This window comes from Paraprevotella clara YIT 11840, from assembly GCF_000233955.1.
In the GTDB taxonomy this organism is placed as follows: Bacteria; Bacteroidota; Bacteroidia; order Bacteroidales; family Bacteroidaceae; genus Paraprevotella; species Paraprevotella clara.
The window spans coordinates 1-13,653 of record NZ_JH376597.1; the positions used below are offsets into that span (position 1 = coordinate 1).

11 protein-coding genes are annotated in these 13,653 nt (G+C 51.1%); 2 read left to right on the forward strand and 9 right to left on the reverse strand.

The genetic code is table 11. The features are described from left to right. Positions 1–487: AAA family ATPase (locus tag HMPREF9441_RS06365; protein WP_008619324.1), on the reverse strand; the 487-nt coding region annotated here is incomplete at its 3' end. Positions 488–667: 180 nt separating this feature from the next. Beyond that, positions 668–1,735: a transcription termination/antitermination NusG family protein gene (locus tag HMPREF9441_RS06370; RefSeq protein ID WP_039864996.1), complete on the reverse strand. Its 1,068-nt coding sequence runs from the start codon at positions 1,733–1,735 to the stop codon at positions 668–670. 457 nt (positions 1,736–2,192) lie between these two features. Between HMPREF9441_RS06370 and HMPREF9441_RS06375 the strand changes: the two genes are divergently transcribed. After that, complete coding sequence (locus HMPREF9441_RS06375) at positions 2,193–2,894, forward strand: iron-sulfur cluster assembly scaffold protein (RefSeq protein ID WP_008619330.1); 702 nt, start codon at positions 2,193–2,195, stop codon at positions 2,892–2,894. 17 nt (positions 2,895–2,911) lie between these two features. Further along, on the forward strand, positions 2,912–3,922 hold the full coding sequence (locus tag HMPREF9441_RS06380; RefSeq protein WP_008619332.1) for a GGGtGRT protein: 1,011 nt from the start codon (positions 2,912–2,914) through the stop codon (positions 3,920–3,922). 82 nt (positions 3,923–4,004) lie between these two features. On the opposite strand, the gene HMPREF9441_RS06385 is transcribed toward HMPREF9441_RS06380, so the two are convergent. The 7 genes from HMPREF9441_RS06385 to hisD all read right to left on the reverse strand — a co-directional run bounded on the left by HMPREF9441_RS06385 (position 4,005) and on the right by hisD (position 13,618). Further along, entirely contained in the window at positions 4,005–4,214 is a 210-nt protein-coding gene (locus HMPREF9441_RS06385) for a hypothetical protein (protein WP_008619340.1), read from the reverse strand. Then, the gene (locus HMPREF9441_RS06390; protein ID WP_008619342.1) at positions 4,211–4,405 is read right to left on the reverse strand and encodes a hypothetical protein; all 195 of its coding nucleotides are present in this window, start codon (positions 4,403–4,405) and stop codon (positions 4,211–4,213) included. Before HMPREF9441_RS06390 ends, HMPREF9441_RS06385 begins: the two co-directional genes overlap by 4 nt. Before the next feature lie 84 nt (positions 4,406–4,489). After that, entirely contained in the window at positions 4,490–5,068 is a 579-nt protein-coding gene (gene rbr, locus HMPREF9441_RS06395) for a rubrerythrin (RefSeq protein ID WP_008619344.1), read from the reverse strand. 161 nt (positions 5,069–5,229) lie between these two features. After that, positions 5,230–9,831: a rhamnogalacturonan lyase family protein gene (locus tag HMPREF9441_RS06400; protein WP_008619346.1), complete on the reverse strand. Its 4,602-nt coding sequence runs from the start codon at positions 9,829–9,831 to the stop codon at positions 5,230–5,232. Positions 9,832–10,158: 327 nt separating this feature from the next. After that, on the reverse strand, positions 10,159–11,262 hold the full coding sequence (hisB, locus tag HMPREF9441_RS06405; protein WP_172634928.1) for a bifunctional histidinol-phosphatase/imidazoleglycerol-phosphate dehydratase HisB: 1,104 nt from the start codon (positions 11,260–11,262) through the stop codon (positions 10,159–10,161). Positions 11,263–11,267: 5 nt separating this feature from the next. Then, entirely contained in the window at positions 11,268–12,320 is a 1,053-nt protein-coding gene (hisC, locus tag HMPREF9441_RS06410; protein ID WP_172634925.1) for a histidinol-phosphate transaminase, read from the reverse strand. A 2-nt stretch (positions 12,321–12,322) separates the two neighbouring features. Continuing rightward, the gene (gene hisD / locus HMPREF9441_RS06415; RefSeq protein WP_039864999.1) at positions 12,323–13,618 is read right to left on the reverse strand and encodes a histidinol dehydrogenase; all 1,296 of its coding nucleotides are present in this window, start codon (positions 13,616–13,618) and stop codon (positions 12,323–12,325) included. Between the last annotated feature and the right edge of the window lie 35 nt (positions 13,619–13,653).

Here is a 13,653-nt window from a genome sequence, read left to right on the forward strand (position 1 = left end):
GCACCACGTCGAGCAAGGGCGCATCGTATTCGTCAATGAGCACCACTACTTGACGGCCTGTCTGTTCGTAAGCCCTTTGAATCAGTCCCTCCAAACGTTGGTTGACTTTGACGTCCCCTTTACCGCGCCCGTAAAGGGCTTCATATCTCAGCAGTTTCTTCTCCAGTTCCAAAATCAGGTCTTCCTTATCCACGTGCTTCGCCGTGCTCATGTCGAAATGCAGGACGGGATATTCCGTCCATTCCGTTTCCAACCTCTCCAAAGCCAAACCCTTAAACAGTTCTCTACGCCCTTCAAAATAGGCTTCCAAAGTACTTGTCAACAGCGACTTTCCGAAACGGCGCGGACGGCTCAGGAATATGTAATTTGAGTCGGAATGCGCCATACGGTAGACGTATTCCGTCTTGTCTATATACAAGTAATTACCGTTCCTTATTTTTTCAAACGTCTGTATGCCAATAGGATAAAGCCTTCTCAAAAAAAACATTCCAAGTCCTCCCTTTTATTTCATTTCCGTTCCATCACGTACCTTCAACATCCCGGGAAATCCATAACATCTTCTCAGAATCCGTACACCAACCGGATACTTCATCCAAGCCTTTTCCATAACACCCACGTAAAGGTAGAAAAATCAAACAGACATTCCAAACTTTCCGGCTATAAATATTTATCCCCGATGCCCCAGCCATTCGTCATAATCATCCAGCCACTGCAAAAGTTGCCGCTTGCTTTTCTTCATATCAGGCTCCCTGCGCCATGGGACGATTAAAGCATGAGCCTCATGGTAATACATGTTATTATCCGTACAACCATACAACGTAGCCAATAACAAGGCACGGGATTGCTCCGATTTCAGCAAAGGCAGGATGGTGCGGGAAAAAGCTTCCAACTCGCCCCTCTCTTCCCGATTCCCCAACACCGTATGAGCCATCAATAAGATTGAAGCCAACTTGCAACGCATCACATCGCTATCCATCTGTAACTTACCGTAAGCACGCAAGGCCTCTTCCGCCAAAGCCCGGTCGGCGTCCGTCACACCGCCACGGGAGTGATAATTCCGTAGTGCCTTATGAAGCCCCTGGAAAATACGTTCATTGGACAACTTCGTATACACATGTTTGCCGTTTTCGTTCAGGCCGATGATTTCATACTGTCCGGCAGACACACGCATTAAAGGCACCCACAAACATCCTTCTATGCAAACCACGACATCCTTATGCCCGGCCCCGGGCTGGACTGCCACCATGGCTTCTACTCCTTTAAACTCCCCTTCCGTAATCCGGACACGGTCGCCTTTCACCAGGCGTCCTGCCTCCGGCACATACACCGGAAGCTCGCCACGGTATGCTTCCGCCACCCAACGAAGATTTCTCATTTCAGCATCTGAAAGATAGGGATAATGACTTTCGCCACCGCTATGCACGCGCGGCAAAAAACTATAGGCATGCAGGGTACTTCGCTGCCTTCGGTAAATTTCGGCCTCCGTAGAACGAATGAATACATAATTGTAAAGCAAGGGTCGCTCCGTACGCACGAATTCCCCACCCTTTCTTTTTACCTCTATATATTTAGGTGCAAAATATTCCAACATCGCTTCATCCCTCTTCACACTCCGGTCAACCTCCATACGCAATGCACGGGCCGGATCTCCTCTGTGCCCTACGGGAAGTACCAGAATATACCAACGTACAGCATGGCTTCCCATCCCCCTACGAGATGAAACTATCTCACTCATAAATACTTGATGACCATACCGGTAAAATTACATATTTTACTGGCTTTTAGATATTTACATTAGACAAACAGGCATTCCTGAAAATTTAAGTTCCTCGGTTTGCCTATTGCTTCCCTCCGATGCGGCATTGCTTTTGTACATAAAGTGAAAGTACATTCAAAAATGGCCACCTCTATAAGAAAGAATAATCATTCGGCAAAAATATAAAAAATAATTCATTTGGCATTTCTATTTTAAAAGTTTTTTCATTCTCATGTAAAATTGCGGAAAAGCAATCCCCCCAATATCCGCCCAAGCACCCGATACCTCATATAAGTGATAAAAATCATAAACCATCCCCAAAAAGTTGGTATCGACTTTTAATGAAATACTAAAAATTGATTATCTTTGCAGCGCAAAAAGATGAAGGTTTTTAATAAGAATCTCATTATATTACCTATAATAAATTAGTATAATTATGGTTTATTCACACGAAGTAGAAAACATGTGTTGTGTTGCCAAAGGCCCGAACCACGGACCAGCCCCCATTCCTGAAGAAGGCAAATGGGTACAGGCAAAGGAGATCAAAGACATCTCAGGTTTGACTCACGGTATCGGATGGTGTGCCCCCCAGCAGGGTGCCTGCAAACTGACGCTGAACGTAAAAGAAGGTGTCATCCAGGAATGTCTGGTGGAAACTATCGGTTGTTCCGGTATGACCCACTCAGCAGCTATGGCTTCTGAAATTCTTCCGGGCAAGACGATTCTGGAAGCATTGAACACTGACTTGGTTTGCGATGCCATCAACACAGCCATGCGCGAATTGTTCCTCCAGATTGTTTACGGCCGTACACAGTCTGCTTTCTCTGAAGGCGGTTTGATGATCGGTGCCGGATTGGAAGATTTGGGTAAGGGACTGCGTAGCCAGACCGGTACCCTTTATGGTACTTTGGCCAAAGGTACACGTTACTTGGAGTTGACTGAAGGTTACATCACCAAAATGTTCCTCGACAAGGACGATCAGGTATGTGGTTACGAATTCGTACACATGGGTAAATTCATGGAGGCCATCAAGAAAGGTGTACCCGCAGACGAAGCTTTGAAGTCTGTAACAGGTACATACGGCCGCACAAAACCGGAACAGGGAATTGTTAAATCTATTGACCCACGTAAAGAATAATAAGGAGGAACCAGATTATGATTAGAGAAGTGAAATTTGAAAGTCAGGACCGTCGTATCAAGCAGATTTTGGCTGCATTGAACGAAAACGGTATCAAAGATATTGAAGAGGCTAACAAAATCTGTGAAGAAGCTGGTTTGGATCCTTACAAGACTTGCGAAGAAACCCAAATGATTTGCTTCGAAAATGCAAAGTGGGCTTACGTGGTAGGTTCTGCCATTGCATTGAAGAAGGGATGCAAGAATGCAGCCGACGCTGCCGAAGCTATCGGTATCGGTTTGCAGGCTTTCTGTATTCCGGGTTCTGTGGCCGACGACCGTAAAGTAGGTATCGGACACGGAAACTTGGCAGCCCGTCTGCTCCGCGAAGAGACGCAGTGTTTCGCCTTCTTGGCCGGCCACGAATCTTTCGCTGCTGCCGAAGGTGCCATCAAGATTGCCGAAATGGCCAACAAAGTTCGTAAGAACCCGTTGCGTTGCATCTTGAACGGTTTGGGCAAGGATGCCGCCATGATTATCTCACGTATCAACGGCTTTACTTACGTACAAACGAAATTCGACTACTACACGGGCGAACTGAACGTAGTGAAAGAAACCGCTTACTCAGACGGCCCTCGTGCTAAGGTAAAATGCTACGGTGCAGACGATGTGCGCGAAGGTGTGGCTATCCTGTGGAAGGAAAACGTAGACGTATCTATCACGGGTAACTCTACCAACCCGACCCGCTTCCAGCACCCTGTAGCCGGTACGTACAAGAAAGAGCGTGTATTGGCAGGCAAGCCTTACTTCTCAGTGGCTTCAGGTGGCGGTACAGGCCGTACCTTGCACCCGGACAACATGGCTGCCGGCCCGGCTTCTTACGGTATGACGGATACGCTCGGCCGTATGCACTCAGACGCTCAGTTTGCAGGTTCTTCATCCGTTCCCGCTCACGTAGAAATGATGGGCTTCCTGGGTATCGGTAACAATCCGATGGTAGGTTGTACGGTAGCTTGTGCTGTAAACGTGTCTTTGGCTCTGAGCAAGTAATCACTGAACATAGACTGCATAAAACCAATAAAGGGGACGTTTTCTAGCGTCCCCTTTATTATTGCCTATCGACTAAAACTTATTAATAAACCAACATATAATACACATTGTCTCCTTCACGTTCTTGCTTAATCTTATGCTCCTGCATCAGACGGGCAATGCTCAGGCACAATTCCGTAGTTCCTAACTTACATTGGTTTTGTAACTCGTCGAACGTACACCGCAATAAATTCGACAACGTCTTGTAAACGCTCATACTGCGTGATTTGATGGTTTTTTCGTCTGGTATCATAATGTATCTTTGTTGTTGATTGCAAAGAAACGAATTAAAATCTCCTCCTCAGCAAACCACCTTATAATAGATGTTCCTTTTACCCATTTTTCAGAAGAACAAAAGTCTCTTTGCATTATAAGAGCAATAACCCCCTTCGAGAAACTTAAAAATAACCCTAAATAGCAAGGTGTGTTAAAATCCTCTTTCATAAAAAATCCGGTTCTTCCCTGAACCCATTTATCAGGAAAGAACCGGAAAGCCTCGTTCGTTTTCCGTAAAAATACGGCAAACGATTAATAGTTCTCTTTCTTCACTTCGAAGTAAGCCTGCGGATGCAAGCAAGCCGGGCACATCTGCGGAGCTTCTTTACCCACATGGATATAACCGCAGTTGCGGCACTGCCATACCGTCTCACCGTCCTTCTCGAACACTTTGAATTCCTCCAAGTTCTTCAACAAAGCCAGATAACGCTCTTCGTGACCCTTTTCCGCCACAGAAATCATACGATACATCGCAGCAATGGCAGGAAAACCTTCTTCGTCCGCAATATCTGCAAACTTAGGATAATCCAACGACCACTCTTCGTGTTCTCCGGCAGCCGCAGCCTTCAGGTTCTCCATGGTAGTACCGATTACACCGGCCGGATAGCTGGCCGTAATCTCTACCATACCGCCTTCCAGCCACTTGAACATACGTTTTGCATGTTCTTTTTCCTGGTCGGCCGTTTCCGTAAATATAGCCGCAATCTGTTCATAACCCTCTTTCTTTGCCGCACTGGCAAAGTAAGTGTATCTCATTCTGGCCTGAGACTCACCGGCAAAAGAAATCATCAGATTCTTTTCCGTACGCGTACCTTTAATACTCTTCCCCATAACTTTTCTTTTTAAAATTTTGAATTTAAATCTATAACTTTTCTAACGTTTCAAAGATACGGATAAAAACGTTCATATTTGTAATCATTACAGTGTATTTTCCTTAATTCTATGTTAAAGAATGCTACGCCGCACAATTTCCAACTGTGCGGCATGCCCCGTCAGTCCACAGTTACTTTACGGCTCACCGTCCGCTGACCTTGGGTCATCTTAACCATGTACATACCAGACTTAAATCCATTCTCTTCCATATACACCCTGACTTCCGACGGCATGCAGGTAAAATATCCCGCACGTGCTCCATCCAACGTATAAACCACGCAATCTACCGGTTCACCGGAAACCACCCCCGTAATACCCGTCGCAGTTTTCACTTTCAGGACACCGTCTTCCAACGCAGAAGTATCCCATTCCAATCCTTCTCCGGGGCTATCCAAATCCAGCGTACAGGCGGAAGAGAGCACCGTCCGGTTTGCAGTCCACAGTTGAAACTCATCCCCGGCTTCCAGTTCGAGCCCTTCACGTACCGACACTTTCAGCGTACCACGCAGGGAGAACGAGCTTATTCCTTCCAAGGTCGTACAGCGTACTTTGGAGGCCACATTGAACATTACCTCCCCACCGGCACTGACCGTAAGCCTCTTGCCAGAGAAATCCAACGCTCCGGAAGAAGCACCCTCACGTGTTCCGGAATACAAGCGTCCGCCACGTTCCACCGTGACCGAAGCATTACCCAATTTACCCAAGCCACACAACACCGCACCGTCCTCAACCGAGAGTTCTCCGCTTCCCAGCATAGCATTTTCTGCCGAGCGGTCATTCAGGCAAAGCGTACCTTCCTTCACGGCCACTTCGCCCGTATTGTCCCATACTCCACTAACCGTCATCTTGCCGCTGCCCACTTTCTCAAATTTAGAATTGGCTGTTACGGTTCCGGCCCAAGTGAAATCATCGTCGCATCCCACCTGCCACGTGTTGACACCCGTGGCCCCGTCATTGGCAAAAGAAGCATAACCGCCCAACGCACCTTTTCCGGCCAGTTTCCCAATACGGAAAGTCCGCCCGGTGTTTTGCACTGTTACTCCTCCGGCGATATTAAGCGTTCCGTCCGGCATACCCGAAGACGTATTGAGCGTAAAACGCGGATAAGTGTCGGCCATGTCTGCCGTGGCATTGATTGTCCCTGTAAACTGGGCCAAATTGACAGCCACCGGCGTGCGGGTGGCAAACCAACCATTACCGTGTTCCACTGCACAGTATATCGTAAGCGTACCTTCGCCCGTTATCTTATTGGTATAAGTCGAACGGTTGGCCAACGACCACGTACCGCTACCGCCTTCCGGCACATGAATGGCATAACTTGAACCTGTATTTTCATACAACGTGCCGGAACGGAACTCCACCGTCCGCGCAGGCTTGTCGCAAGCCACACACTGCACGGTACCGCCATCGAGGGCAAGGCGTTCCAACGAAGGACAGGCCGTGTTCAGTTTCATCCATCCGTCTCCTTTCTTGGTGAGTAGCGTACCCTCCACCGGGGTTTCGATGATGAAATCCTTGAGATTCTCAACGCAGCCGCCATCTTCGCCTTCCATCTTCATGGGAGAGCCTTGGGTAACAGTCTCCGTCGTCCGCAACGTGGCGCCGTTCTCTATGACGAAGAGGTCGGCCGATTCCACCACTCCGCCCAGACCTCCGTAAGCCCGTGTGGAGTTGCTCAACATATTCACCGATACCGTACCGCCACTGATACGCGTACCGCCCGTATACGTATTGTCGTTACTGATGGTCAGCATACCGCTGCCGCGTTTCACTAATGCCGTATGGCCCGCAAGGGCACCCGTCCCGCTGAAAGCATAATTCAAAGTATTGTCCACAGTGACACTTTCGGCCTCGATACTGCCGGAAAGGCTCACGCTCCTGCGTTCGGCCGTATCGTCGAACAAAACCCTGTCGCCCGTCACGAAAAATACGGGTCCGGCCTCTTCTGCCAAGGTGAAATTCTCGCTTTGGCCAAAGTCCCAGATATTGCTGTTCAAACCGTTCCAAACCACATCGGATACAGCACGCACGTCACTTAGGGAAAGATACAGCGTACCGTCTTCCAACACCAACCGGGCACTCATTTGCGAACTGATACCCTCGATGAGGATACTGGAAAGTTCACCCTTGACCATAGCCGCCGTGCCTATCGGATAACGTCCGGGCTGCACATCCTCGCCCCGGAACTCAAATACAGGCGCCAAATACTTCGGCCCGTATTTCCATGACTTCGTTTCGACGGTAAGCACCTTAGCATCGAGACGGTCGGAAGTAAAGTCATTCTTCAAATCAAAGACCACGCGCGAACCGAAACCCAGCGTCGCGGAGTCCGTCGTAATGGTGCCAACCTGTCCGTCACCGCCCGGATAGACTGTAGCATTATAGTCCGCCTTGATGCTATGGAAAGTACCGGCGGAACGGAGCGACGTATGACGGTTAAGCCAAAGGGAGGACTGTTTCATCGTCCCGTTGAAAACGAGTGTCCCGTTCCACACATCCGTATTGCCGCGATGGGTCATCTCCACGTCCGGCAGCACCAACGTACCTTCGCCCTGCTTGACCAAGCGTGTGGCCCCACTGAACCCGCTACCCGTCACCGTACAAGTATAATAGTCATAATCGATAGGCACGTCTTTCGTGGTACAATCGCTCAGTGCCGTTCCTTTCACCCACGAAGGCACGTTGAACACAGCCACCCATGGTTCGGCACCGGACTCCACTGCCACTTGCGTGTCCGCATTGTCGAACACAAGCACCTGACTACCGTTGTGTGCCGTAGTAATATTGCCCCCATTCGCAATCTGCGTACGCCCCTCCGTGGTGAGCGGCGGCGGAGCCACGGTGATGTCCTCCAGTTCGCCCAAGAAATAACTCAGGTGGGGAGGCTGGTTGTAACCGATGGTTTCCCACACCATGCCCTGCCGGTATTGATGATCGTGCCAGAGAGTGGGGATACGGAAATCCGTCGGATAGTTGGTCGTATAAATCAGCAAATCTTTCCCGTCGCGTACGAGCAGTTCCTCTCGCCAGTCACCGAAGAGGTCACCCGTGACGCATGGGTTGTTTTTAGTCCCATTGTTCATGGCACCGTTCCCCAAGAAGATACGTCCCACGCCGGGTTTGTCGATTTTGGGCTGGCGCGCCGTTCCGGGACTGTTGAGCACCTCCTCGCAAAGGTCGCCGTCCCAATAGATACGGAAATTCAAGTCCCATCCCGCGACATCGGGCAACGGCTTGTCTGCCGTGAGGCTGATGACGCCCGACTGGCTGCTTGCCCCTTGGCAACCCGGATAATTCTTATAGAACTTGCCGGCCAACGCACGCCCGTCGTCACTGGTACTTTGCAAACGGTAATATAGTTCCGACGTGGTGGCATTCCGGTAATTCATGGCCGGGGAAGTTTCATTACAGGCAAACATCTCCTGCCCGAAACGGTAAGGATCCAAATCGGCGCAATGTTGTGCGTCGCCATGCCCGAGGCCGGTGGTACTCAATCCCTTTCCATTATCGTCTATTATCATCGAGCCGAATACGATTTCATCCCGTCCGTCCATATCCACATCGGCCACGCCGAAGTTGTGGTAACCCTGCCCGAACCACGGACCTCCCACGCTGCATACCCAATTCCAACGTTCCGTCAGCTTATGCGTAGCAGGGTCTACGTCGAAAGTATAAAACTTGTGACGCGTGTAGCAACCGCGTCCGACGAAAATGGAAGGATGCCGACCGTCCAGATAAGGCGCACCGAAATAGTGTTTGGTGGCACGATGCCCCGTGCCGTCGCCCCAAGCGGCCGTCCAGTCCGTCTCGCCCGGTTCCAACCGTTTGCAAGGGTAAGGCATCCATTTCTCGCCGTTTTCCCCGATTTCGTACAATTTGCCCGTGGCACCCTCCATATAGAGCAAATACTCGTTATCGGGCATGGAATATTCGGTATTGTTAATCTTACGGATATCATGGGACATATTGCCCACTTCCGTGACCGTGCCGTCCGGATGATGGACAATCATATTGTCCGCCCCACGCATCAGCACTTCGGCTCTGCCGTCTTCATCCCAATCGAAAGCTACGGCATCGAACTGTTCATCGGGTCCCGACTGCATGTTCGGACCGATATCAATGTACCATAGCCGCTCTCCCTTGACGTTGTACACCTCGATGCGGTTGTAAGCCGAAGTATTGGCCACGTCTGTCACCCCGGGAGTACCCGTATAAAGACGTTTGGCGATAATCTCCGGCATCCCGTCTCCATCGACATCAGCCAGCACAGCATCATTGAACATATAGTTTTCTGTCAGATCCTCGCCATTACGTCCTTTCATCTCTGCCCCCGGAACTCTGAGGAATCCTGTATTTTGTCCTGTAAGGGAATAGAAACTGAATTCCGTGAAACGTGTGATGGGGTCGCACTGTTCCCCCTCCTTGCCTTTCACCACAGGAGCCACCGTATATCGGGTTTCGGCCGTCCCTCCCGTATGGACGTAGTTACTTGCAGACAGTCCTTTGGCTACCAACACACCGTCGGCATAAAGGTTATAAGTCACGTCGTAGTACTCTTCGCCCAGCACACGCCAGCTCACGAAGTTTCCACTTCCGCTTTGAGTAACGGTTGCCACGAGTCCGCGTCCCAACTTGTCCATCGTCCGTTGGGCATACAAATCCGTTGTGCCGCCTCCTAAAGCCAAGCAGCAAGCAAAAAACAAAATCCGGTTCTTTTTCATGGGTTCTATTTTATTAGGTTAATCCATAAGATGATACAAAAATACATAAATAACTCAACAGACTGCCATGTTTGGAGACTTTTCACCTAAACTTTTTAATTCTGTCAATAAAATCAAAAAGCCCCAGTTTCCTCCTCGAAAAGAAGTTAACGTCCAATAACACATTCATACTCAGCGCTATACAATACCCCAAAAACAACCGCAGAACGGTAAATCAATCTCAGCCGATTGATTTACCGTTCTGCGCCAAACGATTTTCCGTTCTCAGCAGGACGGCATCACGCCTTCCGCAGCCCCGTCTTTTCTGTAAAAGATATGAACTTCACGTCAGAGGACACCCTTACTCGAAGGCAGCTCGTAATGATAGATGTCGCGCCTTACCGCCATCTTCAGGCTACGGGCCAGAGCCTTGAAAATTCCCTCTATCTTATGGTGCTCGTTCACGCCTTCGGCCTTGATGTTCAAGTTCATCCGCGCCGCGTCGCTCAGGCTCTTGAAAAAATGGAGGAACATCTCGGTAGGCATCTCACCCACTTTCTCGCGACGGAACTCGGCATCCCACACCAACCAAGGCCGTCCGCCGAAATCGAGAGCCACGCTGCACAGGCAGTCGTCCATGGGCAGGCAATAGCCGTAACGCTCGATGCCGCGCTTGTCGCCCAAAGCACGCAACAGGCACTCTCCCAAAGCCAGGGCCGTATCCTCTATCGTGTGGTGTTCGTCCACCTGCAAGTCGCCTTCCGTCCGGATATACAAATCCATTCCGCCATGCTTGCCAATCTGCTCTAACATGTGGTCGAAGAATCCCAATCCCGTACGGATATCACACCGGCCGCTACCGTCCAAATCCAAGCGTACCTCAATGTCGGTTTCCTTGGTCGTGCGACGCACACGGGCTTTGCGTTCTCCGGCAAAAAGGATTTCGGCAATGCGATCCCAACTGTCCACGTAGCGGATGCGCTCGTCCGAAAAAGAATCCTCGTCCTTCTCCTTCAGAATCAGGGCACGACAACCGAGGTTCAGGGCCAACTGCGCGTCCGTCTCACGGTCGCCGATGACCCAACAGGCCGCCATGTCGTAATCGCCCGAAGTGTAACGTCCCAACATGGCCGTACCCGGCTTGCGCGTGGGCAAATTCTCTTCCGGGAAACTGCGGTCTATCAACACGTCGTCGAACGTTACGCCCTCTCCCTCCAAGGTGCGCATCATCAGATTGTGCACCGGCCAAAAGGTGTCTTCAGGGAAGGCTTCCGTGCCCAACCCGTCTTGGTTGGACACCATGACAAACTCGTAATCCAGTTTCTGGCGGATAAATGCCAGATTGCGCATCACGCCCGGCACGAACGCCAGTTTCTCGAACGCGTCTATCTGCTCGTCCGCCGGCTCTTTTATCAAAGTGCCGTCGCGGTCTATAAACAAGGCTTTTTTCATGATGTTCATTTTATCGTCTCCGGTTTGTAAGAACGCAACGCGCCCAACAGGCTGTTGTCCTCCTGCGGCGTACCGATGGTCACACGCAGGCAGTCGCCGCAAAGTTCCACTCTCGAACGGTTGCGCACGATAATGCCGTTCTTCACCAAATAGGCGTATATCGCATCGGCTCCTTTGACTTTCGCCAGAAAGAAATTGGCATTCGTCGGATAAATCTTCTCGCAGATATCCAGTTCGGCAAAGGCCGCCATGACCTGCCCGCGTTCGCGCAGCAACGTCTTCACCCACTTGTCCACATCGAAACGCTTCTTCAATATCTCCACGGCCTGACGCTGGGTCAGTTGGTTCACGTTGTAAGGGTACTTCACCTTATTAAATAAAGAGATGACCTCTTCGGAGGCAAAGGCCATGCCCAAGCGGATGGCCGCGCTCCCCCATGCCTTGGAAAACGTGTTGAGCACGATAAGGTTCGGATATGTCTCCAGTTCTTCGCGGAACGGTTTCTGTTCGGAAAAGTCGGCGTAGGCCTCGTCGATGACCACCATCCCCGGAAAACGCTCAAGCACCTTGACGATTTCCTCCCGTTCCAAGTCGTTTCCCGAAGGATTGTTCGGCGAACAAAGGAATATCAGTTTCGTATGTTCGTCCGCAGCAGCCAGCAATTTGCCGGCATCCAACCGGAAACCGTCATCCAACAATACGGGGCGATAGGCCACGTCATTGATATCCGCACACACTTTATACATACCGTAAGTAGGAGCTATCGCCACCACGTTGTCCGTCTTCGGTTCGCAGAAAATCCGGAATGCCAAGTCGATGGCTTCGTCACTGCCGTTACCGAGAAAGATTTGTCCGGGCTTCACGCCTTTGACGGGAGCCAACATCTCTTTCACCTCCAGTTGCAAAGGGTCGGGATAGCGGTTGTACGGGGCATTGTAAGGATTCTCGTTCGCATCGAGAAAGACGGAAGCCGCCGCACCCTTGTATTCGTCACGGGCCGAGCTGTACGGCTTCAACGCCCAGATGTTCGGGCGCACCAGTTTTTGCAAAGGTTTCATGCTCATTTCATTTCGGTTTTAATGGATTCCAATCTTACGGTCATGGCGTTGCGGTGTGCGTCGAGATGCTCGCCCGCCGCCATGAGTTCCACGGCCGGACCGATGGCACGGACCCCCTGCGGCGTAAGTTCCTGAAACGTAATCTTACGGTGGTAGCTGTCCAAGTTGACACCGCTATAAGCCGTAGCATAACCGTTGGTGGGCAACGTATGGTTCGTGCCTGAAGCATAATCCCCCGCACTCTCCGGCGTATAAGAACCGAGGAACACGCTGCCTGCATTGACCACCCGTTCGGCGGCCTGCATGTAATCGGCCGTTTCGATAATCAGATGTTCGGGCGCGTAGCGGTTGGTCAGTTCCAACGCCTCGTCCATGTCGCGCACCACGACGAGTTTGCTGTGGGCCAATGCCTGCTCCGCGATTTCCTTGCGCGGAAGGGCAGCCAACTGGCGTTCCACTTCGTCCTGTACCTTGCCGACCAAAGCTTCGTCGGTCGTCACCAACAAGACCTGGCTGTCCACGCCATGCTCGGCCTGCGAAAGCAAGTCGGCCGCCACGAATACCGGATTGGAACCGGCGTCGGCCAATACCTCCACCTCCGAAGGTCCGGCGGGCATGTCGATGGCCACATCATGAAGCGACACTTGCTGCTTGGCCGCCATGACGTACTGGTTGCCGGGACCGAATATCTTATACACCTTGGGCACGCTTTCCGTACCGTAGGCCATGGCACCGATGGCCTGCACACCGCCCGCCTTGAAAATACGGTTCACTCCGGCCACACGGGCTGCGCAAAGGATGGCGGGATGCACCTTGCCGTCACGTCCCGGCGGCGTGCAAAGCACGATTTCACGGCATCCGGCAATCTTGGCCGGTGTGGCCAGCATCAGCACCGTGGAGAAAAGCGGCGCCGTCCCTCCGGGTATGTAAAGCCCCACCCGTTCTATGGGAACGGCTTTCTGCCAACAGGTCACCCCGGGACGGACTTCCACCTTCGTCGTTTCAAAGCGTTGGGAAGCGTGGAACTTCCCGATATTGTCGTGCGCCAAGCGCAAGGCATCCTTCAGTTCGGGCGACACCAGACGTTCGGCCTCGTCCATTTCTTCTTCCGTGACGGCCAGACGCTCCAGTTCCACATGGTCGAACTGCTTTTCGTAGGCCATGACGGCGCGGTCGCCGCCCGTCTTCACGTCGTCCAACACCCTGCATACGGTTTCACGCAACGTGTCCACGTTCATTACGGGACGTTTCAACAGTTCGTCCCATTCTTCTTTTTGCGGATATTTTATCACATTCATTTGCTGTCCTCCTCTTTTTGACATGAAAATACCGG

Excerpts from the sequence above, each read along its gene's own strand:
- HMPREF9441_RS06370 (WP_039864996.1), bottom strand. The coding sequence starts at position 1,735 with ATGAGTGAGATAGTTTCATCTCGTAGGGGGATGGGAAGCCATGCTGTA.
- HMPREF9441_RS06375 (WP_008619330.1), top strand. The coding sequence starts at position 2,193 with ATGGTTTATTCACACGAAGTAGAAAACATGTGTTGTGTTGCCAAAGGC.
- HMPREF9441_RS06380 (WP_008619332.1), top strand. The coding sequence starts at position 2,912 with ATGATTAGAGAAGTGAAATTTGAAAGTCAGGACCGTCGTATCAAGCAG.
- HMPREF9441_RS06385 (WP_008619340.1), bottom strand. The coding sequence starts at position 4,214 with ATGATACCAGACGAAAAAACCATCAAATCACGCAGTATGAGCGTTTAC.
- HMPREF9441_RS06390 (WP_008619342.1), bottom strand. The coding sequence starts at position 4,405 with ATGAAAGAGGATTTTAACACACCTTGCTATTTAGGGTTATTTTTAAGT.
- rbr (WP_008619344.1), bottom strand. The coding sequence starts at position 5,068 with ATGGGGAAGAGTATTAAAGGTACGCGTACGGAAAAGAATCTGATGATT.
- HMPREF9441_RS06400 (WP_008619346.1), bottom strand. The coding sequence starts at position 9,831 with ATGAAAAAGAACCGGATTTTGTTTTTTGCTTGCTGCTTGGCTTTAGGA.
- hisB (WP_172634928.1), bottom strand. The coding sequence starts at position 11,262 with ATGAAAAAAGCCTTGTTTATAGACCGCGACGGCACTTTGATAAAAGAG.
- hisC (WP_172634925.1), bottom strand. The coding sequence starts at position 12,320 with ATGAAACCTTTGCAAAAACTGGTGCGCCCGAACATCTGGGCGTTGAAG.
- hisD (WP_039864999.1), bottom strand. The coding sequence starts at position 13,618 with ATGAATGTGATAAAATATCCGCAAAAAGAAGAATGGGACGAACTGTTG.